At 73.1% G+C, this 25,114-nt stretch carries 18 protein-coding genes; 14 read left to right on the top strand and 4 right to left on the bottom strand.

Annotation, left to right across the window (positions count from 1 at the left end; translation table 11 throughout):
• The first annotated feature begins 22 nt into the window (after positions 1-22).
• On the top strand, positions 23-382 hold the full coding sequence (locus tag GA0070608_RS30900) for a YciI family protein (protein WP_091636620.1): 360 nt from the start codon (positions 23-25) through the stop codon (positions 380-382).
• Between the two features lie 7 nt (positions 383-389).
• Here GA0070608_RS30900 and GA0070608_RS30905 read toward each other — a convergent pair whose 3' ends face one another.
• Positions 390-830 carry a cytidine/deoxycytidylate deaminase family protein gene (locus GA0070608_RS30905; protein ID WP_091633522.1) on the bottom strand — a complete coding sequence of 147 codons (441 nt, stop codon included), beginning with the start codon at positions 828-830 and terminating at the stop codon, positions 390-392.
• A 170-nt stretch (positions 831-1,000) separates the two neighbouring features.
• Here GA0070608_RS30905 and hrpA point away from each other — a divergent pair, with 170 nt between their 5' ends.
• Positions 1,001-5,023, top strand: coding sequence for an ATP-dependent RNA helicase HrpA (gene hrpA / locus GA0070608_RS30910; RefSeq protein WP_091633525.1), 4,023 nt, complete (start codon positions 1,001-1,003; stop codon positions 5,021-5,023).
• Between the two features lie 16 nt (positions 5,024-5,039).
• On the opposite strand, the gene GA0070608_RS30915 is transcribed toward hrpA, so the two are convergent.
• Entirely contained in the window at positions 5,040-6,368 is a 1,329-nt protein-coding gene (locus tag GA0070608_RS30915; RefSeq protein WP_091633530.1) for an FAD-dependent oxidoreductase, read from the bottom strand.
• Between the two features lie 73 nt (positions 6,369-6,441).
• Positions 6,442-7,371 carry a LysR family transcriptional regulator gene (locus GA0070608_RS30920; protein ID WP_091633535.1) on the bottom strand — a complete coding sequence of 310 codons (930 nt, stop codon included), beginning with the start codon at positions 7,369-7,371 and terminating at the stop codon, positions 6,442-6,444.
• A gap of 35 nt (positions 7,372-7,406) precedes the next feature.
• On the opposite strand from GA0070608_RS30920, the gene GA0070608_RS30925 reads away from it, so the two are divergent.
• The 6 genes from GA0070608_RS30925 (at position 7,407) to GA0070608_RS30950 (ending at position 15,088) form a co-directional block, all read left to right on the top strand.
• Entirely contained in the window at positions 7,407-8,138 is a 732-nt protein-coding gene (locus GA0070608_RS30925; protein WP_091633538.1) for a succinate dehydrogenase cytochrome b subunit, read from the top strand.
• Between the two features lies 1 nt (position 8,139).
• Positions 8,140-10,077: a fumarate reductase/succinate dehydrogenase flavoprotein subunit gene (locus GA0070608_RS30930; protein WP_091633541.1), complete on the top strand. Its 1,938-nt coding sequence runs from the start codon at positions 8,140-8,142 to the stop codon at positions 10,075-10,077.
• Positions 10,074-10,838 carry a succinate dehydrogenase/fumarate reductase iron-sulfur subunit gene (locus GA0070608_RS30935; RefSeq protein WP_091633546.1) on the top strand — a complete coding sequence of 255 codons (765 nt, stop codon included), beginning with the start codon at positions 10,074-10,076 and terminating at the stop codon, positions 10,836-10,838. The genes GA0070608_RS30930 and GA0070608_RS30935 overlap by 4 nt, the downstream gene beginning before the upstream one ends.
• A gap of 697 nt (positions 10,839-11,535) precedes the next feature.
• The gene (locus tag GA0070608_RS30940; protein ID WP_091633550.1) at positions 11,536-12,720 is read left to right on the top strand and encodes a zinc-dependent alcohol dehydrogenase; all 1,185 of its coding nucleotides are present in this window, start codon (positions 11,536-11,538) and stop codon (positions 12,718-12,720) included.
• Positions 12,721-12,829: 109 nt separating this feature from the next.
• Complete coding sequence (locus GA0070608_RS30945) at positions 12,830-13,831, top strand: serine hydrolase (protein WP_245716035.1); 1,002 nt, start codon at positions 12,830-12,832, stop codon at positions 13,829-13,831.
• Between the two features lie 111 nt (positions 13,832-13,942).
• Entirely contained in the window at positions 13,943-15,088 is a 1,146-nt protein-coding gene (locus GA0070608_RS30950) for an MBL fold metallo-hydrolase (protein WP_091633559.1), read from the top strand.
• Positions 15,089-15,094: 6 nt separating this feature from the next.
• On the opposite strand, the gene GA0070608_RS30955 is transcribed toward GA0070608_RS30950, so the two are convergent.
• The gene (locus GA0070608_RS30955; protein ID WP_091636623.1) at positions 15,095-16,606 is read right to left on the bottom strand and encodes a deoxyguanosinetriphosphate triphosphohydrolase family protein; all 1,512 of its coding nucleotides are present in this window, start codon (positions 16,604-16,606) and stop codon (positions 15,095-15,097) included.
• A gap of 189 nt (positions 16,607-16,795) precedes the next feature.
• Between GA0070608_RS30955 and GA0070608_RS30960 the strand changes: the two genes are divergently transcribed.
• From GA0070608_RS30960 to GA0070608_RS30985, 6 genes are all read left to right on the top strand, one after another.
• Positions 16,796-19,369: a Tex family protein gene (locus GA0070608_RS30960; RefSeq protein WP_091633562.1), complete on the top strand. Its 2,574-nt coding sequence runs from the start codon at positions 16,796-16,798 to the stop codon at positions 19,367-19,369.
• A gap of 415 nt (positions 19,370-19,784) precedes the next feature.
• On the top strand, positions 19,785-20,219 hold the full coding sequence (locus tag GA0070608_RS30965) for a hypothetical protein (protein WP_091633565.1): 435 nt from the start codon (positions 19,785-19,787) through the stop codon (positions 20,217-20,219).
• Between the two features lie 253 nt (positions 20,220-20,472).
• Positions 20,473-21,186 (top strand): sugar transferase, encoded by a 714-nt coding sequence (locus tag GA0070608_RS30970; protein WP_281186169.1) that lies wholly within the window; start codon positions 20,473-20,475, stop codon positions 21,184-21,186.
• Entirely contained in the window at positions 21,183-22,331 is a 1,149-nt protein-coding gene (locus GA0070608_RS30975) for a DegT/DnrJ/EryC1/StrS family aminotransferase (protein WP_091633569.1), read from the top strand. The genes GA0070608_RS30970 and GA0070608_RS30975 overlap by 4 nt, the downstream gene beginning before the upstream one ends.
• Complete coding sequence (locus tag GA0070608_RS30980; protein ID WP_091633573.1) at positions 22,328-22,972, top strand: acetyltransferase; 645 nt, start codon at positions 22,328-22,330, stop codon at positions 22,970-22,972. Before GA0070608_RS30975 ends, GA0070608_RS30980 begins: the two co-directional genes overlap by 4 nt.
• Before the next feature lie 144 nt (positions 22,973-23,116).
• Positions 23,117-24,988 (top strand): nucleoside-diphosphate sugar epimerase/dehydratase, encoded by a 1,872-nt coding sequence (locus GA0070608_RS30985; protein ID WP_091633577.1) that lies wholly within the window; start codon positions 23,117-23,119, stop codon positions 24,986-24,988.
• Positions 24,989-25,114 lie beyond the last annotated feature (126 nt).

Consider the following 25,114-nt stretch of genomic DNA (forward strand, 5'->3'; position numbering starts at 1 on the left):
CGGACCGCCCTAGGGTGTGGGCATGCGATTCGACCAGCACACCGTGGTGCTCCTGGTCCGCCCGGCGGACGCGCCGGACCTGCCGCTGGACGCGGCCGACCGGTTGCAGGACGCCCACCTGGCCCACCAGGCGGGGCTGGTGGAGCAGGGGCTCGTCCTGGCCGCGGGCCCGTTCGTCGACACCGACGACGACCGGCTGCGCGGGTTCGTCGTGCTCTCCATCTCTCCGCAGGACGCCCGCGAGCTGTATCACAACGACCCGGCCGTGCGGGCCGGGCAGCTGGTGGTGCAGGTGATGAGCTGGATGGTGCCGGAGGGCAACGTGCGGTTCGAAAGCGTGCCGATGCCCCGGTCGATGCTGGAGGCCGCGGCCGGCGACTGACGGGCCGTCAGTCGGCCGGTCGTGGTGTGGGGACCGGACCGGTCGGCCCGTCGACCTGCTGGTCGGCCCAGACGTACGTCTCCGGCAGCAGTTCGGCGACGTGCACCACGCGCAGCGCGTCCATCGGCCCGACGATGACCCGGACGGTGGGAAAGTAGTCGCGCAGCACCTGCCGGCAGCGCCCGCACGGCGGGATCACCCCGCGCCCCCGGTCGCCCACCGCGACGATCGTCTCCAACTCGGTGACGCCCTGGGTGGCGGCGGCACCGACCGCGACCACCTCGGCGCAGGGGCCGCCGGTGAAGTGGTAGACGTTCACGCCGGTGAAGACCCGGCCGTCGGTGGTCCGCGCGGCGGCGGCGACCGTGTGGTTCTCGCTGCGGCAGCGCAGCCTGGCGACCGCCGTGGCGGCCTGCACCAGGGCCCGGTCGGTGTCCCGCATCGTCATCCCAGTCCCCCGTGGCCAAGGTCGGTCGGCGCCCCACTCTAAACCGGCGGACGGACCTCGCGCGTCCCCTGCCCGGAGCCCCTCCACGGGTGCGGCCGGGGGCGACCCGGGCCGGTGCGGCGGTAACCCGGGGGCGCTCCGGCCGTCGGCTGCCTATCCTTGGCGACGACATGCAGAATCCAGCCGCACCCGCCGCGACCGACCCCGTCCGCGAGCTGCACCGCCGCCTCCGTCCCCTGATGTTCCGCGACCAGCGCCGCCTGCAACGGCGGCTGGACGGGATACGCCGGCTGCGCGACCCGCAGCGCCGGGACACGACGCTCGGCGAGATCGCCGCCGACGTGGCCCGGGCCGAGGCGGTGCTGGAGAACCGTCGCGCCGCCGTGCCGCTGATCACCTATCCGGCCCAGCTGCCGGTGAGCGAACGCCGGGACGACATCGCCGCCGCGATCCGCGACCACCAGGTGGTGATCGTGGCCGGCGAGACCGGCTCCGGCAAGACCACCCAGCTGCCGAAGATCTGCCTGGAGCTGGGGCGCGGGATCACCGGCCTGATCGGGCACACCCAGCCGCGCCGGTTGGCCGCCCGTACGGTGGCGGACCGGATCGCCGAGGAGCTCGGCACCGAGCTGGGCGACGTGGTCGGCTACAAGGTGCGCTTCGCCGACCAGGTGAGCGACCGCAGCCTGGTCAAGCTGATGACCGACGGCATCCTGCTCGCCGAGTTGCAGACCGACCGGATGCTGCGCCAGTACGACACGTTGATCATCGACGAGGCGCACGAGCGCAGCCTCAACATCGACTTCATCCTCGGCTATCTCAGGCAGCTGCTCCCCCGCCGGCCCGACCTCAAGGTGATCATCACCTCGGCGACCATCGAGACCGACCGGTTCGCCCGGCACTTCGCCGGGCCGCCCACCGCCGACGAGCCGGACGGCGTCCCGGCGCCGGTGGTCGAGGTCTCCGGACGGACGTACCCGGTCGAGGTGCGCTACCGGCCGTTGGTGGAGGTTGCCGAGGGCGAGGACGACGGGGACGACGAGGAGAACGTCCGCGACCAGGTCCAGGCAATCGGCGACGCCGTCGAGGAGTTGGCCGCCGAGGGACCCGGCGACGTCCTGGTCTTCCTCAGCGGCGAGCGGGAGATCCGGGACACCGCCGACGCGCTGGGCAGGCTGGTGGAGAAGAAGCCGGCGCTGCGCGGCACCGAGATCCTGCCGCTGTACGCCCGGCTCTCCACCGCCGAGCAGCACCGGGTCTTCGCCCCGCACGCCGGGCGCCGGGTGGTGCTCGCGACCAACGTCGCGGAGACCTCGCTCACCGTGCCCGGCATCAAGTACGTGGTGGACCCGGGCACGGCCCGCATCTCCCGCTACAGCAGCCGGCTCAAGGTGCAGCGGCTGCCGATCGAGCCGGTCTCGCAGGCATCGGCCAACCAGCGCAAGGGGCGCTGCGGGCGCACCTCGGACGGCATCTGCGTCCGCCTCTACGACGAGCAGGACTTCCTGTCCCGCCCCGAGTTCACCGACCCGGAGATCCTGCGTACCAACCTCGCGTCGGTCATCCTCCAGATGACCTCCATCGGGCTCGGCGACATCGCCGCGTTCCCGTTCCTCGACCCGCCGGACCGGCGCAACGTCACCGACGGCGTCAACCTGCTGCAAGAGTTGGGCGCGCTGGACCCGGCCGAGGCCGACCCGGCGAAGCGGCTCACCTCGCTCGGCCGGCGGCTGGCCCAGCTCCCCGTCGACCCCCGGCTGGCCCGGATGGTCGTCGAGGGCGAACGCAACGGCTGTGCCACCGAGGTGATGGTGATCGCCGCCGCGCTGTCGATCCAGGACCCACGCGAGCGGCCCGCCGAGAAGAAGGCCCAGGCCGACCAGGCGCACGCCCGGTTCACCGACCGCGAGTCGGACTTCGTGACCCTGCTCAACCTGTGGCGGCACCTGCGCGAGCAGCAGCGCGAACTCTCCTCCAGCGCGTTCCGCCGGATGTGCAAGGCCGAATACCTCAACTACCTGCGGGTACGCGAGTGGCAGGACATCGTCAGCCAGCTGAGGCGTACCACCGAACCGGCTGGTGGGCGACCGGCCGACGGCGGCGGCGGACGCCGGGGTGGCGCGGACCTGCCGGAGGAGATCGACACCCCGAAGGTGCACCAGTCGCTGCTGGCCGGGCTGCTGTCCCACGTCGGGCTCAAGGACGCGCAGAAGCACGAGTACCTGGGGGCCCGGGGCGCGAAGTTCGCGCTCTTCCCCGGCTCGGCGCTGTTCAAGAAGCCGCCGCGTTGGGTGATGGCGGCCGAGTTGGTGGAGACCTCCCGGCTCTGGGGCCGGGTGGCCGGCCGGGTCGAGCCCGAGTGGGTCGAGCCGCTCGCGGCGCACCTGGTCAAGCGCAGCTACAGCGAGCCGCACTGGGAGAAGAAGCAGGCGGCCGTGATGGCCTACGAGAAGGTGACCCTCTACGGTGTCCCGCTGGTCACCGCGCGCAAGGTCAACTTCGGCCGGATCGACCCGGCGCTGTCCCGGGAGCTGTTCATCCGGCACGCCCTCGTCGAGGGCGACTGGCAGACCCACCACCGGTTCTGGGCCGACAACAAGCGGCTGCTGACGGAGCTCGAGGAGCTGGAGCACCGGGCCCGCCGCCGCGACATCCTCGTCGACGACGAGACCGTCTTCGACTTCTACGACGCGCGGATCCCGGCCGACGTGGTCTCCGGGCGGCACTTCGACGCCTGGTGGAAGCAGACCCGCCGGGAGCAGCCCGACCTGCTCACCTTCACCCGGGAACTGCTGGTCAACGCCGGCCGGGTCGGGGTCGACGAGGCCGACTACCCCGACGAGTGGTCCGCCGACGGGGTCACCCTGCCGCTGACCTACCGGTTCGAGCCGGGCACCCCGACCGACGGCGTGACCGTCGACATCCCGCTGCCGCTGCTCAACCAGGTGCCGGCGGAGAGCTTCGCCTGGCAGGTGCCGGGGCTGCGCGAGGAACTCGTCGTAGCGCTGATCCGCTCGCTGCCCAAGGCGGTGCGCCGCAACTTCGTCCCGGTGCCGGACTACGCCCGCGCGGCGCTCGCCGCGATGCCTGCCGGCGAGGAGCCGCTACTGGACGCGCTGGCCCGGCAGCTGCGCCGGATGACCGGCGTCACCGTGCCCCGCGACGCCTGGGACACCGAGCGGCTCCCCGCGCACCTGCGGGTCCGTTTCCGGGTGCTCGACGAGGAGAACAAACCGGTCGCCGAGGGCAAGGACCTGCCGGCCCTGCAACGCCAGCTCAAGGCGGAGGTACGCCAGGTCGTGGCCGCCGCCGCCCCGGACGTCGCCCGGACGGGCCTCCGTACGTGGAGCATCGACGATCTTCCTCGCACCATCGAGCAGGTCCGCGCCGGGTACGCGGTCACCGCGTACCCGGCCCTGGTCGACGAGGGCGACACGGTCGGAGTGCGGGTCTTCGACTCACCGGCCGAGCAGGAGGCCGCACACTGGGCGGGCACGAGGCGGCTGCTGCGGCTGACCGTGCCGTCGCCGGCGAAGTTCCTCCAGGGGCGGCTGTCCAACGAGGCGAAGCTGGCGCTGAGCCGCAACCCGCACGGCGGCGTGCAGGAGTTGATCTCCGACGCGGCCGGGGCGGCGATCGACAAGTTGATCGGCGACGCGGGCGGCCCGGCCTGGGACACCGAGGGCTTCGCCGCCCTGCGGGAGAGGGTCCGGGCCGACCTGGTGGACACCGTGGTCGGGGTGATGGACCGCGTCCGCGGGGTGCTGGCCGCCGCGTACGCCGTGGAGCAGCGGCTCGGCGCCACGAGGGACCTGACCGTGGTGGCCGCGCTGGCCGACATCCGGGCCCAGCTCACCGGCCTGGTGCACGCCGGGTTCATCACCGAGACCGGGTACGCGCGCCTGCCCGACCTGCTGCGCTACCTCACCGCGATCGAGCGGCGACTGGACCGGCTCCCGGGCAACCCGCAGCGCGACAAGCAGCAGCAGGACCGGGTCGCCGTGGTGCAGAAGGAGTATCAGGACATGCTCGCCGCGCTGCCGCCGAGCCGCCGGCAGTCGGCGGCGGTCCGGCAGATCCGCTGGATGATCGAGGAACTGCGGGTGAACGTCTTCGCCCAGGCGCTGGGCACCCCGTACCCGGTGTCGGAGCAACGGATCTACCGGGCGATGGACGACGCCGAGGGCCGGTAGCGACGTCACCCGTCGGTCAGGGGGTCGGCGCCGAGGCCGGGGAGCCGCGCAGCACCCGGAGCAGCACCGGCGGGGAGAGCAGCCGCGTCGGCGGGTCGACGAGGTTCACCACCCGCAGGAACGCCGCGCCCAGCGCCGGGTCCCGGGTCGCTGCGGCGTGCAGCCGGCCCACGTACGCGTTGACCAGCCGCACCCGCGGCGAACGTCGGCCGGGCACCTCGGGAAAACGCAGGTCGGTGCCGACCGCGATGGACCACGGGCCGTCGATCAGCCGGGCCGCGCCCCGGAAGAACCGCCGGGCGAGCCGGCCGGACGACCGCCGCAGCAGCCGGCGAAGCAGCAGCGCCTCCAACGCGGCCACCGTCATGCCCTGCCCGTAGACCGGGTTGAAGCTGCACAGCGCGTCCCCCACCACCAGGTAGCCGGCCGGGAAACGGCGCAGCCGCTCGTAGTGCCGCCGCACGCTGGCCGGGAACCTCATCGTCGCCGGTGGGCTCTCCGGCTGGGCCGTACGCAGCAGGTCGGCGATCTGCGGGGCGGCGAGGGTCTCGGCGAAGGCGGTCATCCCCTCGTCGTCGGCCGGCGGCTCCTCGCCGAACATGCCGCTGAGCGCCACCGCGAACCGGCCCTGCTCCTGCACGGCGACGATGCCGCCCCGGGGCTGGCCTGGCACGGCGTTGGTGAGCGCGCCGAGCAGCCCCTCCAGGTGGTGCGGCTCGCGCCGGTAGGTGCGGGTGAGGTAGGTGACGCCCACCCTGACCTGCTCCTCCGGCGCCGGCCGGTAGCCCAACTCGGCCAGCCACACCGGGCTGCGGGTGCCCCGGCCCCCGGAGTCCACGACGAGGTCGGCCGTGACGGTGGTCGGTTCACCGTCGCGGGGGCGCAGCCGTACGCCGGTGACCCGTCCCCGGTCGGCGGTGGTGGTCAGCCCCTCCACCTCGCAGCCCGACACGATCCGCACCCCGGGCAGGGCGGCCACCCGCTCCCGGACGACCTGTTCGAGCAGCGGCCGGCTGACCCCGAGGGCAAGCAGCGGCGACGGCGCGCGCCGCATCCGGTGGCCGTTGTTGTACCAGTGGACCTGCTCGTGCAGGTCGACCGTGGGCACGCCGCACGCGGTCAGCTCCGCCGAGATCCCGGGCAGCAGTTCCTCGAACGCCTGCCGGCCCCGGGTCAGCAGGACGTGCAACTGCCGCCCCTGCGGTACGCCCCGGCGGCTGTCCGCCCGCTCGGGCAGCAGGTCACGGTCCACGAGGGTGACCCGGTCGTACGCCTCGGTGAGTGCGCGGGCGGTCAGCAGGCCGCCCATGCTGGCGCCGATCACCACGGCGCTGCCCGTTGCCATGCCGGCAGCGTAGGCAGGCCGGCAGGGGCCGGGCGTCTTCCGTCGTGCGCACTCGCGGTGCCCGTCGGCGGGGTCAGAGTGGCTCGACGCCCGGCGGCAGGTCCCCGTCGGTGGTGGCGTCGCGGACGTAGTCCAGCAGTATCCGGCGCAACTCCCGGCCGGCGTGGGTGGGCACCACGTCGCGGCGCCGGGCGACCGCGATGGTCCGCCGGACGCCGGGCGGGGCCAGCCGGGTGACGCGCACGCCCGGACGTCGGGCCACCACGATCCCGGGGACGAGCGCGATGCCCAGCCCGGCCTCCACGAAGCTCAGCACCGCGTCCATCTCGCCGCCGTCGACGGCGATGGTCGGCTCGAAGCCGGCCTCCCGGCAGGCCTGGATGGTGGCGTCGCGCAGGTCGTAGCCCTCCCGGAACATCACCATCGGCTGGTCGCGCAGGTCGGTGACGTGCAGCCGGCCAGTGTCCCTGGCCGCCGGCAGTTCCTCGACCGAGGCGACCACCAGGCTCTCCCGCAGGATCGGGTCGGCGCGCAGCCCGGGGTCGGTGCCCTGGGCCGGCATGATGATCAGCGCCAGGTCGAGGTCGCCGCGGAGCAGGCCGCGGACCAGGTCCTGCGAGCCGCTCTCCTCCACCCGCAGGTCGATGGTGGGGTGGGCGTCACGGAACCGGCGCAGCACCGGCGGGGCGAGCGAGGTGGCCAGGCTGGGGGTGGCGCCGAGCCGGACCCGGCCGCGACGCAGGCCGACCAGCTCCTGCACCTCGCGGGTCGCGGTGTCCACGTCGGCCAGGATCCGTTTGGCCAGCGGCAGCAGCACCTCACCTGCCGCGGTGAGGGTGATGTTGCCCCTTACCCGCTCGAACAGCGGGGCCCCGAGGGCCTCCTCAAGAGCGTGAACTTGCTTACTCAGCGAGGGCTGGGTGATGCCCACGATGTCGGCGGCCTGGGTGAAATGTCGTACTTCCGCCACCGCTACGAAGTACTTCAGCTGATGGAGCTGCATCTACATAGCCTATAGCTATCAAGACTGCGAGTTCGATGCATTGGACGACTGAATCAAGTGCTCCTAGCGTCGATCGCGTGGTAGTCACGCAAACTCGGTCGCCCATCCGCTCCAGCGTCGGCCTGAAGGCCGTCATGGCGGTGACGGGCATCATCCTGGTGTCGTTCCTCATCGCGCACATGCTCGGCAACCTGAAGATCTTCACGGGGGCTGCCTCCTTCGAGCACTACGCGCACTGGCTGCGCGAGATCGGCGCCCCGCTGCTGCCCGGCACGTGGTTCCTGTGGATCATGCGGATCGGCCTGCTGGTGGCGGTGCTCGGCCACATCTGGGCCGCGACCACCCTCGCCGTGCGCGCCCGCGCCGCCCGCCCCGTGCGGTACGCGCACCGCAAGAAGGTCCGGGGCAGCTACGCGGCCCGCACGATGCGCTGGGGTGGCGTGATCATCCTGCTCTTCGTGATCTACCACCTCCTGGACCTCACCACCGGCACGCTGAACCCCGTCGGCGACCCCAGCCGGCCGTACGCCAACGTGGTGGCCGACTTCGCCCCGGAACGCTGGTACGTGACGCTCTTCTACACCCTGGCGATCGTCACCCTCGGCTTCCACCTGCGGCACGGCCTGTTCAGCGCGCTGCGCAGCCTCGGCCAGCAGAGCCCGCGCGGCGAGCGGCGGGCCCGAGCCGTGGCGCTGGGCTTCTCCGTCGCGCTCTGCGCCGGCTACCTGGCGGTCCCGTTCGCCGTACTCACCGGATTGGTGTCCTGACATGGATCTCTACACCGAGGGCGACCCGATCGCCGACACCAAGGCTCCCGACGGCCCGGTCGAGACCCGCTGGGAACGCCGCCGCTTCGAGGCCAAGCTGGTCAACCCGGCCAACCGCCGCAAGCTGACGGTGATCGTGGTCGGCACCGGCCTGGCCGGCGGCTCGGCCGCCGCCACGCTCGCCGAGCAGGGCTACCAGGTCAGGTCCTACTGCTACCAGGACAGTCCGCGCCGGGCGCACTCCATCGCCGCGCAGGGCGGCATCAACGCCGCCAAGAACTACCGCAACGACGGTGACTCGGTGCACCGGCTCTTCTACGACACCGTCAAGGGCGGCGACTTCCGTTCCCGGGAGTCGAACGTGCACCGGCTGGCCGAGGTGTCGGTCAACATCATCGACCAGTGCGTCGCCCAGGGCGTCCCGTTCGCCCGCGAGTACGGCGGCCTGTTGGACACCCGTTCCTTCGGCGGCGCGCAGGTGCAGCGCACCTTCTACGCCCGGGGCCAGACGGGCCAGCAGCTGCTGCTCGGCGCGTACCAGGCGCTGGAACGGCAGATCGGCCTCGGCAACGTGGAGATGAACGCCCGGCACGAGATGCTGGAGCTGATCGTCGTCGACGGCAGGGCCCGGGGCATCGTCGTGCGGGACATGGTCACCGGCGAGATCACCACCGAGTTCGCGGACGCGGTCGTGCTCGCCTCCGGCGGCTACGGCAACGTCTTCTACCTCTCCACCAACGCCAAGGGCTGCAACGTCACCGCCACCTGGCGGGCGCACCGCAAGGGCGCGTACTTCGCCAACCCCTGCTACACGCAGATCCACCCGACCTGCATCCCGGTCTCCGGCGACCACCAGTCGAAGCTGACCCTGATGAGCGAGTCGCTGCGCAACGACGGCCGGGTCTGGGTGCCCAAGGCCAAGGGCGACGCCCGTGGCCCGAAGGACATTCCCGAGGAGGATCGGGACTACTACCTGGAGCGGATCTACCCCTCCTTCGGCAACCTGGTCCCCCGCGACATCGCCTCCCGCGCCGCCAAGAACGTCTGCGACGAGGGACGCGGCGTCGGCCAGACCGGGCTCGGCGTCTACCTGGACTTCGCCGACGCGATCAACCGGCTCGGCCGTAAGGCCATCGAGGCCAAGTACGGCAACCTCTTCGAGATGTACGAGCGGATCACCGGCGAGGACCCGTACGAGGTCCCGATGCGCATCTACCCCGCCGTGCACTACACGATGGGTGGCCTCTGGGTCGACTACGACCTCCAGTCGTCCATCCCGGGCCTCTTCGTGATCGGCGAGGCGAACTTCTCCGACCACGGCGCGAACCGGCTCGGCGCCTCGGCGCTGATGCAGGGCCTGGCCGACGGCTACTTCGTGCTGCCGAACACCGTCGCCCACTACCTGGCGTCCAACCCGCTGGAGAAGGTCGACGCCACGCACCCGGCGGCCGTGCAGGCCCGCGCCGACGTCGAGGACCGGATCCAGCGGCTGCTGGCCGTCGACGGGGACCGGACCGTCGACTCGTTCCACCGTGAGCTGGGCCAGATCATGTGGGAGCACTGCGGCATGGAGCGCAGTGAGGCCGGGCTGCGCAAGGCGATCGACGAGATCCGCGCCCTGCGCGAGGAGTTCTGGCAGCGGGTCAAGGTGCCCGGCAGCGGCGAAGGACTCAACCAGTCGTTGGAGAAGGCCGGCCGGGTGGCCGACTTCTTCGAACTGGCCGAGCTGATGTGCATCGACGCCCTGCACCGCGAGGAGTCCTGCGGCGGTCACTTCCGCGCCGAGCACCAGACGCCCGACGGCGAGGCGGAGCGCGACGACGAGCGCTTCGCGTACGTGGCGGCCTGGGAGTTCACCGCCACGGGCGAGCCCTCGGTGCTGCACAAGGAAGACCTGAACTTCGAATACGTCCACCCCACGCAGCGGAGCTACAAGTGAACCTGACCCTGCGCATCTGGCGCCAGACCGGCCCCGAGGACAAGGGTCGGATGGTGACATACAAGGTCGACGACGTCTCCCCGGACATGTCCTTCCTGGAGATGCTCGACGTGCTCAACGAGCGGCTGATCCTCGCCGGCGAGGAGCCGGTGGCGTTCGACCACGACTGTCGCGAGGGCATCTGCGGCATGTGCGGTCTGATGATCAACGGTGACGCGCACGGGCCGCAGCGCGGCACCACGGCCTGCCAGCTGCACATGCGGCAGTTCACCGACGGCGAGACGATCGACATCGAGCCGTGGCGCGCCCGGGCCTTCCCGGTCATCAAGGACCTGGTGGTCAACCGGAGCGCCTTCGACAAGATCATCGCGGCCGGCGGCTACATCACCGCGCCGACCGGCAGCGCCCCCGAGGCGCACTCGACCCCGGTCGCCAAGGCCAACGCGGACGCCGCCTTCGAGGCGGCGGAGTGCATCGGCTGCGGCGCCTGCGTGGCGGCCTGCCCGAACGGTTCCGGCATGCTCTTCACCGCGGCGAAGGTCACCCAGCTCTCGCTGCTGCCGCAGGGCCAGCCGGAGCGCTACACCCGGGTGATCGGCATGGTCGACGCGCACGACGAGGCCGGCTTCGGCGGCTGCACCAACGCCGGTGAGTGCACCGTGGTCTGCCCGAAGGGCATCCCGCTGAACACCATCGGCCGGCTCAACCGCGACTTCCTGATGGCCACGTCGAAGCGGGGCGACGACACCCCCGGCTCCTGAGGACCAGACCGGACGGGCGGGCCGCCGTACCCCTGCGGGTGCGGCGGCCCGCCCGCTTTCCGCTCTCCCCTTCACGACTCGACGACCAAATTTCCACCGCGTCGAGGTGACGGGGCAGGACTCGACGGCCCCTGTCGAGCTGCCCCGTCCATGAGACCAGCCATCGTCGCCGTGGCGTTGCTCGGCGCGCTGTCCCGGCTGTCTGGCCAGCCCTCCGACCGGCCAGCCCTCCGACCGGCCGCCATCACGGCGGCACCCGCAGCACACTTCCCGCCAGCGTTCCGATACGGGGCCGGCACCAACCGGACGCCCCATCCCGACCTGCCGGCACCATCCCGACGCACACCTCACGCACCCCACGCCCCAACCTGCCGGCACCACCCCGACGCCCCACGTACCCACATGCCCCATCCCACGGGGCAGCTCGACAGGGGCTGGACCGCCCACCCCACCGGTCGAGCTGCCCACACCTTGGGGCAGCTCGACCGCGCCCGCGCGGCGCACCCCGGCACACCTCTTCACCCGGGACTTCGGGCCGTCGCAACGCCGCCAGGAACAAGACCGCCGGGAGCAAGGCCACCGGAGCAAGGCCACCGGAAAGGAAGCCACCGGGAATCGGACGGCGGGTGGTTCTCCGGTTCACCCCGCCGCAGGCGGGTAGCACTCCGGGGGACGACACGAGGAGGGACGGCGGGACATGAGGGCACTGACCTGGCAGGGCAAGCGGGACGTACGGGTGGAGGAGGTGCCCGACCCGCGGATCGTGGAGCCGACGGACGCGGTCGTCCGGATCACCTCGACCGCGATCTGCGGCTCCGACCTGCACCTGTACGAGGTGCTCGGGCCGTACCTGAAGCCCGGTGACGTCCTCGGCCACGAGCCGATGGGCATCGTCGAGGAGGTGGGTCCTGGAGTGACCCGGCTCAGGGCGGGTGACCGGGTGGTGGTGCCGTTCAACATCTCCTGCGGCGCCTGCTGGATGTGCGACCGCCAGTTGTACGCGCAGTGCGAGACCACCCAGGTCACCGCCGAGGGCAAGGGCGCCTCGCTGTTCGGCTACACCTCGCTCTACGGCTCGGTGCCCGGCGGGCAGGCGGAGTACCTGCGGGTCCCGCACGCCCAGTTCGGCCCGATCAAGGTTCCCGACACCGGGCCCGACGAGCGCTGGCTCTACCTGTCCGACATCCTGCCGACCGCCTGGCAGGCGGTGAGGTACGCCGACACCCCGCCCGGCGGCACCCTCGCCGTCTTCGGGCTCGGGCCGGTGGGCCAACTCTGCGCCCGCATCGGGCGGCACCTCGGCGCGGACCGGGTGATCGGGCTGGACCTGGTGCCGGAGCGGCTGGCGATGGCCCGCCGGCACGGCATCGAGGTGCTCGACGTCAGCGAACTCGACGACGTGCCGGGCGCGCTGATCGACCTCGTCGACGGGCGCGGCCCCGACGCCGTCATCGACGCGGTGGGCATGGAGGCCCACGGCGCGCCCCTCGGCAAGCTCGCCCAGACCGCCGCCGGGCTGCTGCCCGACAAGCTCGCCCAGACCATGACCGACAAGGCGGGCGTCGACCGGCTGGTCGTGCTCAGGGCCGCGGTCAAGGCCGTCCGGCGGGGTGGCACCGTCTCCGTCTCCGGCGTGTACGGCGGCGAGGTCGACCCGATGCCGCTGATGGAGATGTTCGACCGGGGCATCCAACTGCGGATGGGACAGTGCCACGTGCGCCGGTGGACCGACGAGATCATCCCGCTGCTCTCCGGCGACGACGACCCACTGGGCGTGGAGGACCTGCGTACCCACCGGGTGCCGCTCGCGCAGGCGCCGCAGGCGTACGAGATGTTCCAGAAGAAGGAGGACGGCTGCGTCAAGGTCGTGCTCGCACCGTGACCGGACGGTGAGCCCCTCGCGGGATCACCGGCGTCGATCATCTCACCTAGGGTGGTGGGCCGGAGAGCACTCCGGCCCACCACGACGGGAGAGACGATTGACTATCCGGGTGAACCGCAGGACCGCGCTGGGACTGGGCACGGTGGCCACGGCGGGAACGGTGCTCGGCGCCGCCACGCCGGCGTCCGCCGCCCCCGAGGTCGACGAGCCGGCTCCGACGACACCCTCGCAGGCCGCCCGTCGGGTGGCCGCGAAGTATGCCCGGGAGACCGAGAGCGCCGGCGGCAACTGGCAGGCGTACGTCAGCGTCGCCGACCCGGCCGGTGAGCCGGTGGTGGCGGTGTCCGACGAGCCGGACCGACGGATCGAGGCCTACAGCGTCAACAAGATCGCGGTGGCCGCGGCGGTGCTCGACAAGGTCGACCGGGGGCTGCTGACGCTCGACCAGCGGGTCGAGGTGACCGCCGCGATCGTGGTGCCCGGCGGGGACGGCATCTTCAGCCTGGACGGGGCGTACCCGAGTTCCGTGACGCTCGGTCACGCGTTGGCCAACCTGCTGACCGTCTCCGACGACACGGCGGTACGGCTGTGCGGCCTGGTCTGCCCGGCTGCCGAGCTCAACGAGATCCTGCGCAGCAAGGGCTTCCCGAACACGCAGGTGCAGCCGGTCGCCAACCCCAACCGGTTCTTCCTCGGCACCAGCACCCCCCGGGAGACCCACGACCTGCTGCGCGCGCTGGTGGGCGGCACGCTGCTCTCGCCGGCCAGCACGGCGTTCGTGCTCCGGCAACTGCGCGCCCCCGTCGCGTACACCGACGGGGTCCGGCGCGTCATGTCCTCGGTCGAACGGGCCCGGATCGCCACGAAGGCCGGCTGGTTCGCTGACGCCCGGCACGAGGCCGGGGTGATCTTCGACGCCGCCGGCGCGCCCGTGCTGACGTACGCCCTCTTCGCGGACGGGCAGGCCGAGCCGGACAACTACGGCGCGACGCACCCCGCCGTCGAGGCCCGGGCCCGGATGGGCCGGCGCTTCCTCGCCGCGGTCGACCGCCTCACCGGCACCGGCGTCACCCACCGGCCGGCCACGCAGCGGCCCAGCAACGGCGGCTGAGTCACCCTGCGACGCGGAGGGCCCGCCGTGGCGGCGGGCCCTCGGCGACCCTCCGGCGGTCCCTCGGTGGCCGGGCTACCGTGTACGACGGGACACGGCGGAGGGACGACGATGGGCGCACCAGCGGAACGCGCGGGACTCGACCGGGCGCTCGGGCGACGGCTGCGCGGGGCGGCCGGACTGGCCGCGCTGGCCGGGCTCGCGTGGGTGGCCCGGGACGTGCCGGCGGCGCTGGGCGGTCGGCTCACCGGCGCCCGTGCGGAGCGGGCCGCCCGCTCGCCCCGGTTCCGCGACGGCACCTTCCACAACCCGGGCGGCACCCGCTCGATGGCCGGCGCCCCCGACCGCGGCCTGGTCCGTGAGCTGATCTTCGGGAAGCAGAAGCGCCGGCCGGGCACCGCGGTGCCGCTGCTGCGCCCGGGCACCGCCCCGGCCACCGACGTCACACACGAGCTGAACATCGTCTGGTACGGCCACGCCTCCGCGCTGATCGAGATCGAGGGCCGCAAGGTGCTGCTCGACCCGGTGTGGAGCGACCGGTGCTCGCCGTCGGCCCTGGTCGGGCCGCGCCGCCTGCACGAGCCGCCGGTACGCCTCGACGAACTGCCCCCGGTGGACGCGATCCTGATCTCGCACGACCACTACGACCACCTCGACATGGCAACCGTCCGGGCGCTGCTGACCAGCCAGTCGGCGCCGTTCCTGGTGCCGCTGGGGGTGGGCGCGCACCTGGACCGCTGGGGCGTACCGGCGGAACGGATCGTGGAGCTGGACTGGTCGGAGAGCCACCGGGTGGCGGGGCTGGAGATCACCGCCACCGCCGCCCAGCACTTCTCCGGCCGGGGGCTGCGCCGCGACGGCACGCTCTGGAGCTCCTGGGTGGTGGCCGGTGCGCACCGGAAGGTCTTCTACACCGGCGACTCCGGCTACTTCGACGGCTACGCCGAGATCGGCTCCCGGCACGGGCCGTTCGACGTCACGCTGATGCAGATCGGGGCGTACGACCGGGCCTGGCCGAGCATCCACATGTTTCCCGAGGAGGCCGTCGCCGCCCACCTCGACCTGCGCGGCGGGCTGCTCCTCCCGGTGCACTGGGCGACGTTCAACCTCGCCCTGCACGCCTGGTCCGAGCCGGTGGACCGGATCTGGGCCGAGGCGAAGGCCCGGGACGTACGCCTCGCCGTACCCCGCCCCGGTGAGCGGGTGGTGGTGGACGACCCACCCCCCGTCGACGGCTGGTGGCAGGCGGTCGCCTGACGGCCCTCAGAGGACGAAGGCGTCGGTCCAGAGGGCCCCGGAACGGCCCGACAGGGCATCCAGCATGGCGACCGCCTGGCCGTCGGTGAGCTGGGCGACGAAGTCGACGATCGCCCGCCCGCGCGCCTTGCCGATCCGGTCCGGCGTACGCGGGTGCAGTTCCGCCTCGGCGAGCTCCACCAGGTCGTGTAGGCGCCGCGGCAGCCGGGACTCCTCCTCGGGGTCGAGCAGCCACTCCAGCAGCGCCTCCACCAGGGTGCCCAGCAGCCGCGCCTGCCCACGCTGGTGCAGGGCCAGGTCCGGCCGGGCCAGCACGAACCGGTGGTGGACGAACTTGAGCACCTGCACCTCGTGCCACTGCGCCGGAGCGAGCAGCACGTGGCCGGAGCGGACCGCCGGCTGCCCGACCACCGTGATCGCGTCGACGAAGCGGGTCGTCCAGCGGGCGGAGAACCGGGCCACGTACTGCTCCGCCTCGATGGATCCGTCGAAGGGCATGGCCAGCAGCCCTTCGACCAGTTCCTCGCGGACGTGTTCGACGGCGGCGGCGAACGCCTCGTCGTCGGCGATCCAGGCGTCCTTGCGGTGCAGTTGCCGGCGCAGCCGCTCGATCGCCGCACCGGGCCGTCGGGCGGCAGCGGCCAGGGCCGCGTCGGTGATGGCCCGGAAGTGCCCGCTCTCGCGCTGCCAGGCCATCAGTTCGGCGGCCACCGCGCCCTGCTGGAGCACTCCGACCCGGTAGAAGTCCTCCACGTCGTGGATGGCGTACGCGATGTCGTCGGCGGTGTCCATCACCGACGCCTCGACGGTCTGCTGCCAGTCCGGGATCCGGCCGACGAACGGCTCCCGGGCCTGCCGCAGGTCGTCGATCTCGGTCCGGTACGCCCCGAACTTCGACGAGCCGCTGTCCGGGTCGTCGGGCGGCGGGGTGGCGCCGCGCGGCGGCGGGTCCAACAGCCGGGGGTGCGGGTCGGGATGGTCCAGCCGCGTCCACGGGTACTTCAGCAGCGCCGCCCGCACCGCCGCCGTGAGGTCCAGACCGGTGGTCGCCGCGCCGCGGATCTCGGTGCTGGTGACGATCCGGTACGACTGGGCGTTGCCCTCGAAGCCGTCGGTCAGCCCGAGCCGCTGCCGGGCCAGCCGGTCCAGCACCCGCTCCCCCAGGTGCCCGAACGGCGGGTGCCCGAGGTCGTGCGCGAGGGCAGCGGCCTCCACCACGTCCGGGTCGCAGCCGCCCAGCTTCTCCAACAGGTCGCGGTGCCGGTCGTCGGCGGTGAGCCGCTCGGCGATGGCGCGCGCCACCTGCGCCACCTTCAGGCTGTGGGTGAGCCGGTTGTGCACGAGCAGGCCGGAGCCGCCGGGGCTGACCACCTGGGTCACGCCGTTCAGCCGGGCGAAGAACGGCGAGGCCACGATGCGGTCCCGGTCGGCCCGGAACGGGCTGGCAGCGAGGTCGCCGAGCGCCCGGGCGCTGCCGCCGAAGAGCCGCCGGGCACGCGGGTCCGCGGGAGGTTCCATGATCGCCACGCTAGCGCAGCGCGGGCCGGTACGGCGCACGCCGGCCGGGTCGGAAGGCGACGGCGCGCCGGCCGGCAGCGTCGCGGGCGGCGCGGGTGGGAACGGCACGCCGGGCCGGGGGCGGGGGCGACCGTCGGTGCGGGCCGGCAGAATGCACAGCGGAACCCACACCTAAGGCGGATCGAGATCGTGACCCTCTCTGTTCATCAGCGGATCGCCGAGGAGCTCGGCGTCGCCGAGCGCCAGGTACGGGCGGCCGTGGAGCTGCTCGACGGCGGCTCGACCGTGCCGTTCATCGCCCGCTACCGCAAGGAGGCCACCGGCCTGCTCGACGACACCCAGCTGCGCACCCTGGAGGAGCGGCTGCGTTACCTGCGCGAGTTGGACGAGCGGCGCGCGGCGGTGCTGGAGTCGATCCGCGGCCAGGGCAAGCTCGACGAGGCCCTGGAAGCGCAGATCATGGCGGCCAACTCGAAGTCCCGCCTGGAGGACATCTACCTGCCCTACAAGCCCAAGCGCCGGACCCGGGCGCAGATCGCCCGCGAGGCCGGGCTGGAGCCGCTCGCCGAGTCGCTGCTCACCGACCCGGGGCAGGATCCGCGCCAGGCCGCCGCCGGCTACGTGGACGCGGAGCGGGGCGTGGCCGATCCCGCCGCCGCCCTGGAGGGCGCCCGGGCCATCCTCATCGAGCGCTTCGCGGAGGACGCCGACCTGATCGGCACGCTGCGCGAGCAGATGTGGTCGCGGGGCCGGCTGGTTTCCCGGGTACGCGACGGGCAGGAGTCGGCCGGGGCGAAGTTCGCCGACTACTTCGACTTCGCCGAGCCGTACCCGAAGCTGCCCTCGCACCGGATCCTGGCCATGTTCCGGGGCGAGAAGGAGGGCATGCTCGACCTGACCATGGAGCCCGAGGAGGCCGGCGAGACCGACGCGCCGGTCACCGGGCCGACCCGCTACGAGGCGGCGATCGCGGGCCGGTTCGGCATCAGCGACCAGGGCCGGCCGGCCGACCGGTGGCTGGCCGACACGGTGCGCTGGGCCTGGCGCACCCGGGTTCTCATCCACCTCGGGGCAGACCTGCGGATGCGGCTGTGGCAGGCGGCCGAGGAGGAGGCGGTGCGGGTCTTCGCCACCAACCTGCGGGACCTGCTGCTCGCCGCGCCGGCCGGCACCCGGCCCACCATGGGGCTGGACCCGGGCCTGCGTACCGGCGTGAAGGTCGCCGTCGTGGACGCCACCGGCAAGGTGGTCGCCACCGACACGATCTACCCGCACGAGCCGCGCCGGCAGTGGGACGCCTCGATCGAGACTCTCGCCCGGTTGGCCGGGGCGCACGGCGTCGAGCTGGTCGCCATCGGCAACGGCACCGCCAGCCGGGAGACCGACAAGCTCGCCGGCGAGCTGATCAAGCGGTACCCGCAGCTCAACCTCACCAAGGTGGTGGTCTCCGAGGCCGGCGCGTCGGTCTACTCCGCCTCCGCGTACGCCTCGCAGGAGCTGCCCGGGATGGACGTCTCGCTGCGCGGCGCGGTCTCCATCGCCCGCCGTCTGCAGGACCCGCTCGCCGAGCTGGTCAAGATCGACCCGCGCTCGATCGGAGTCGGCCAGTACCAGCACGACCTGTCGGAGGTGAAGCTCTCCCGGTCGCTGGACGCGGTGGTCGAGGACTGCGTCAACGCGGTCGGGGTCGACGTCAACACCGCCTCCGCGCCGCTGCTGACCCGGGTCTCGGGCATCGGCGCCGGGCTGGCGGAGAACATCGTGCTGCACCGCGACGCCAACGGCCCGTTCCGCACCCGGGTGGAGCTGAAGAAGGTCGCCCGGCTCGGGCCGAAGGCCTTCGAGCAGTGTGCCGGCTTCCTGCGCATCCCCGGCGGCGACGACCCGCTGGACTCCTCCAGCGTGCACCCCGAGACGTACCCGGTGGTGCGCCGGATCCTGTCCAGCACCGGGCAGGATCTGCGGTCGTTGATCGGCAGGAGCGCCATCCTGCGGGGGTTGCGGGCCACCGACTTCGTCGACGACACCTTCGGCCTGCCCACCGTCACCGACATCCTCGCCGAGTTGGAGAAGCCGGGTCGCGATCCCCGGCCGGAGTTCCGCACCGCCACCTTCGTCGAGGGGGTGGAGAAGATCGGCGACCTGGTGCCCGGAATGGTGCTGGAGGGTGTGGTGACCAACGTTGCCGCGTTCGGCGCGTTCGTGGACGTCGGCGTGCACCAGGACGGGCTGGTGCACGTCTCGGCCATGTCCCGGACCTTCGTCAAGGACCCGCGCGAGGTGGTCAAGTCCGGCGACGTGGTCCGGGTCAAGGTGCTCGACGTCGACGTGCCCCGCAAACGGATCTCGCTCACCCTCCGGCTCGAGGACGACGCGGAGGCGGGCGCCGGGCGCGGCGGCCCGGACGGCGGTCGCCGCGAGCGCGGCGGGCAGGGCGGGCCGGGCGGGCCACGCGGTGACCGGGGTGCCTTGCGGGGCGGTCAGGGCGGTGACCGGGCCGCCCCGCAGGGCGGTCAGACCGGCCAGGGCGGCGGGCGCGGCGGGCAGGGCGGCGGGCAGGGCGGCGGGCGCGGCGCGCAGACCGGGCAGGGCGGTCAGACAGGTCAGGGCGGCGGGCGCGGTGACCGGGGTGCCTCGGGCGGCGGACGCGGCGGGCAGACCGGGCAGGGCGGCGGGGCGCAGCGGCAGGGCCGTGGTGGAGCGGGGCCCGCGCCGGCCAACGACGCCATGGCGGACGCGCTGCGTCGGGCTGGACTGGCCTGACATCGTCACGCCGGCCGGCAAGCGGCTCGGGGCGCTGCCGGCCGGCGGAGGATCCACACCCGGGACGCTGTCGAGCTGATGTCGCAGACGATTCAGGGCCGTCTGGTGCCACAGCGGATCCACGCACCGCCTGATGTCGCAGACGACTCAGCTCGACAGCGTCCTACGACCCTTTCGCCCGCGGACCGGCTCGGCGGCCACCACCGCCCACCACCGCCCACGGAGCGGTCGCCCATCCGGCGGTCGGACCGGCGAGGGCCGGTGGGTAGGACCCGGTGGGTGGGACCGGCGGGTGGGACCGGCGAGTGGGACCGGCGAGTGGGACCGGCGAGTGGGACCGGCGAGTGGGACCGGCGAGTGGGGACCGGGGCCGGACGCTTTCCCGTGGCGGGCGTCGGGGCGTACCGTCGCCGTCGTGGATGAGGGCGACGGCCTGGAGTGGCGGGAGCGGCAGCGACGGGCGGTGCGGGCGCACGCGGCGGCCGACGAGCGCCGGCGGGCCGCCGAGCAGGCCGAGGCGGCGGAGCTCGTCGCCTGGTTCGTGGCCGAGGCGGCCCGGCGCGGGCTGCCCACGGAGCGGCTCACCGCGCGGGGCCTCGACGGGCGTGGAAGCTACCGGACGGGGCTGCGCGGCTGGTACGTCGACCGGGCCCGTACCCGGGCCGTCGACGTCGACGGGCGGTTCCACCTGCTGACAGTGACGGGCGGCCTGCGTGCCCGGCTGTTCGGGGCCGAGCCGCAGCCCGGTCCGCCACCGCTCGTGGTCGGTGCGGGTGGTCGCGACGGCGAGTCGATCCCGCTGCGCACCCTGCTCACCCGGCGGCTGGACGCGGGCGACGAGACGCCCTGACCTGGGTCAGCGGGCGGCGGACCTCGGGCCGGACGCGATCGGCGACGGCCGGCGGCACGGCATGGGTGGCGGAGATGGGTGGCGGAGAGTTCCGTCCGTGCCGGGCCGCGTCCTGACAGGCCGTTGGGCGGTTGACCTGTCGGGATCAGCGTCGAGTGTCGCGATTCGGCGCCTATGCGACGTTAATCCCTGTTAGAACGGGTTTGTCGCGTGTGCCTGACTCTACCTGGAGGTCGAGACCTTGCCTGGTTCCGTGGACACGCCGGTGGACCTCGCGCGCCGGTCCCACCGGGAGACGCTCAAGCGGGCGGTCGACGTGGCGGCGGCCGTGCTGCTGCTCGTGCTGGCCGCGCCCCTGATCCTCGTGGTGGCGGTGCTGGTGGCGGTGGGACTCGGCCGGCCGGTGTTGTTCCGGCAGCCGCGCGTGGGACGGCACGGCCAGGTGTTCGAGCTGGTCAAGTTCCGCACCATGCTCCCGCCCGATCCGCAGCGGGGGCGGGTGCGTGACGGGGACCGGCTCACGCCGCTCGGGCGGTTCCTGCGTTCCACCAGCCTCGACGAGCTGCCGACGCTGGTCAACGTGCTGCGCGGCGACATGAGCCTGGTCGGCCCCCGTCCCCTGCTCACCGCGTACCTGCCGCGCTACTCCCCCACCCAGGCCCGCCGGCACGAGGTCAGGCCGGGCGTCACCGGGCTGGCCCAGGTGCGCGGGCGCAACAGCCTGGGCTGGGAGGAGAAGCTGGACCTGGACGTCTGGTACGTCGACCACCGCTGCCTGCGGCTGGACCTGTCGATCCTCGCCGCGACCGTCCGCACCGTGCTGCGCCGCGAGGGGATCTCCGCGGCGGGCTCGGCCACCGCGCCCGAGTTCCTCGGCACGCCCTCACTGGTCCCCGCCCGGTCAGGGCCGGACGCCCGGCCGGGACCGGACGCCGACCTGGCCGTCCCCGCCGGAGGTCGCCGATGAGCCGGACCATCCACCTCTCCCCGCCCGACGTCGGGCCGCTGGAGGAGTCGTACCTGGTCGCGGCCCTGCGATCCGGCTGGGTAGCGCCCGTGGGGCCGGACCTCGACGCGTTCGAGCGCGAGGTCGCCGCCCGGGTGGGCACCTGCGGGGCCGTGGCCGTGAGTTCCGGCACGGCCGCGCTGCACCTGGCGCTGCTCGGGGTGGGAGTCAGGCCCGGGGACGCCGTCATCGTGCCGACGCTGACCTTCGTGGCCACCGCGAACGCGGTCCGGTACACCGGTGCCCGGCCGGTCTTCGTCGACTGTGATCCGTATTCCGGGAACATCGACGTCGCCGGCGTGGAGGAGCTGATCCGGACCCTCACCGCCCGGGGGGAGCGCGTCGGGGCGGTCGTCCCCGTCGACCTCTTCGGCAGCTGCGCCGACCACACCGCGCTGGCCCCGGTCTGCGCGGCGGCGGGCGTGCCGGTCGTCGAGGACGCCGCGGAGGCCCTCGGCGCGACCCATCACGGCCGACCGGCCGGCTCCTTCGGGCAGGTGGGCATCCTCTCCTTCAACGGCAACAAGATCATGACCACCTCGGGCGGTGGGATGCTCGTCTCCGACGACCCGGACCTGCTCGCCCGGGCCCGGTTCCTGTCGACCCAGGCCCGCGAACCGACACCGCACTACGAGCACCGCGAGACGGGCTACAACTACCGGCTCAGCAACCTGCTCGCCGCGCTGGGGCGTGCCCAGCTCGTCCGGCTGGACGGGATGATCACCCGACGCCGGCACCTGCGCGACCGCTACGCCAAGCTCTTCGCCCCGGTTCCGGGTGTGCGCCTGCTCGGCGTGGAGGATGCCGGCTCCAACTGCTGGCTGACCACCATCGCGGTCGACCCGGAGCGGTCCGGCTGGCGGGCCGCCGACCTCGCCGCCCACCTGGCCGGGCGGGACATCGAGACGCGACCGGTCTGGAAGCCGATGCACCTGCAACCGGCGTACGCCGACGCCGAGCGCCTCGTCACCGGGGTTGCCGAGCGGTTGTTCGCCGACGGGCTGGCCCTGCCCAGCGGCAGCGCCCTCAACGAGCGGCAGGTCGGCCTCGTCCTCGCCGCCGTCGGCGAGTTCCTGACGGAACGGGTGGGAGCGTCGACGGCGTGACGATCCCCCTGGTGGTCGTCGGCTGCGGCGGCCACGGCCGGGAGGTCCTCACGATCGCCCGGGCGATGGACGCCGCCACCGGCCGGCCGCGCTGGCGCCTCCTCGGGTTCGTCGACGACCGGCCCTCCGAGGAGAACCTGAAACGGATGCAGCGGCTCGACGTGCCCTGCCTCGGCGGCGTCGCCTGGCTGCGCGACGCGCCCCCGGACACGCACCACGTCATCGGCATCGGCGACCCGCGCGTCCGGCGGGCGGTCGCCGCCCGGGTCGACGCGTACGGCACGGCGGCGGCGAGCCTCGTGCACCCCGCGGCGACGATCGGGCCGGACATCGTGCACGGCCCCGGTTTCGTGGCCTTCCCGGGGGCCCGGGCCACCACCAACATCACCGTCGGCCGGCACGTGCACCTCAACCAGAACGCCACGGTCGGGCACGACTGCACCCTCGCCGACTTCGTGTCGGTCTACCCGCTGGCCGCCGTCTCCGGCGACTGCCACCTGGCGGAAGGGGCGCTCGTCGGCACGACGGCGGCCGTGTTGCAGGGCCTGCGGGTGGGACGGGACAGCACCGTCGGGGCGGGTGCCTGCGTCGTGCGGGACGTGCCGGACGGCGTGGTCGTCAAGGGCGTACCCGCCCGCTGAACCGACGCCCGCCCGCCGGGAACGAAAATCGGTCATCAAACCTGAAAAGCTCCAAACATCGCGTTAAGGCATGTATCAACTAAAGGAGCCCAAAGCTCCTTCCGCCTCACGGCGGAAGCGGTCGGAGACTGACAGGGAGCACAGATGCCGCCGGAAACAGAGCCCGCCCGCCTCGGTGGGCAGAGGTCGTACCGGGCCAGGGTGCGCCGCCGCACCATCGGATTTCTCGCCACCGACAGCACCGCCTGGATCGGCGGGTTCATCGCCGCGGTCTGGTTCCGCTACGAGTTCGACCTGACGACCGACCACCTCGCCCGCGCCGCCGCCTGCGGCGTCCTCGCCGCCGCCGTGCACGTGGCCGTCGCGGCGGTGCGCCGGATCTACTCCGGACGCCACCCGCTGGGCAGCCTCCAGGAGGTGCAGGGGGTGGCGGGCACCGCGGCCACCACGGCCGCGATCCTGCTGGTCGGGCTGCTGCCGGCCGGCGTACGACCGGTGCCGGCGAGCACGCCGCTGGTCGGGGGCGCCCTGGCGCTGCTGTTCATGCTGACCGCCCGGTTCACCTACCGGCACCGCCGCGACCTCGCCATGCGGCCGGACGCCCGATCCTCCGACCCCGTGCTGCTGTTCGGACTCGGCGACGCCGGGCAGGGGCTGCTCCGGGCCATGCTCGGCGACCCGCGCGGGCGCTACCGGCCCGTCGGCGCCCTCGACGACGACCCCGACAAGCGGGACCTGCGCATCGGCGGGGTACGGGTGCTCGGCGGTCGCCGGGACGTGGCGACGGCCGTACGGCGTACCGGCGCGACGACGGTGATCTTCTCCGTCGCCAACGCCGACGCCGCGCTGATCCGGGAGATCCGCGAGGCCACCCTGCCGACCGGGGCGGCGTTCAAGGTGCTGCCTCCGGTCCGGGACCTCGTCGACCACCGGATCACCGTCACCGACGTCCGCGACGTGCAGATCGGTGACCTGCTCGGTCGCCGGCAGGTCGTCGCCGACATGCAGTTGAGCGGCAACGGGCTCACCGGCCGGCGGATCCTGGTCACCGGCGCCGGTGGCTCCATCGGCTCGGAGCTGTGCCGGCAGCTGATGAAGGCGGATCCGGGCGAGCTGATGATGCTCGACCGCGACGAGTCGGCCCTGCACGGCCTCCAGATGTCGCTGGCCGGCCGGGCCATGCTGGACGGTCCCGAACTGATCCTCGCCGACCTCCGCGACGACGAGGGCATCCGGCGGATCATCCGGGACCGCCGGCCGGACGTCATCTTCCACGCCGCCGCGCTCAAGCACCTCACGCTGCTCCAGCGGCACCCCGGCGAGGCGGTGAAGACGAACGTCTGGGGCACCCTCTCGGTGCTCGACGCGTGCCGCGACGTGGCCCGGTTCGTCAACATCTCCACCGACAAGGCCGCCGACCCGATCAGCGTCCTCGGATACTCGAAGCGGATCACCGAGCGGTTGACCGCGCACGCCGCCTCCCGTTTCCCCGGCACCTTCCTCAGCGTCCGCTTCGGCAACGTGCTGAGCAGCCGCGGATCGGTGGTGACCGCGTTCCAGCGGCAGATCGAGCTGGGCAACCCGCTCACCGTCACCCACCCGGAGGTGACCCGCTACCTGATGACGGTGCAGGAGGCGGTGCACCTGGTGTTGCAGGCCGCCGAGATCGGCCGCGACGGGGAGGCGCTGGTACTGGACATGGGTGAGCCCGTCCGCATCGCCGACCTGGCCCGGCAGATGGCCGAGCAGGCGGACAGCGGTGTACCGATCGTCTACACCGGACTGCGACCCGGCGAGAAGCTGCACGAGGACCTGTTCGGCGACGGCGAGACCGACACCCGGCCGCTGCACCCGCTGGTCTCGCACGTGACGGTGCCCGCCCTGGACCCGATGGAGGTCAGCGGCCTCGACCCGTACGACGATCCGGAGAAGGTGGTCGCGCAGCTGGCCCTGCTCTGCGACCACCCGGCCGGGCCGGTCCGCCGCTCCTCGGTGCAGGTGCCGCTGTCCCGCTGACACCGTCGCGTGCGGACGCCGCCGACCCCGAGGGGTCGGCGGCGTCCGCAAAGGTGGCGGCCGACGCCGCCGTCCGGGCCGTCCCGATCAGGCCGGAGGTACCCGCCTCTGTCACCCGCATTCCGT

The sequence above is a fragment of the Micromonospora peucetia genome, assembly GCF_900091625.1.
Lineage (GTDB): Bacteria > Actinomycetota > Actinomycetes > Mycobacteriales > Micromonosporaceae > Micromonospora > Micromonospora peucetia.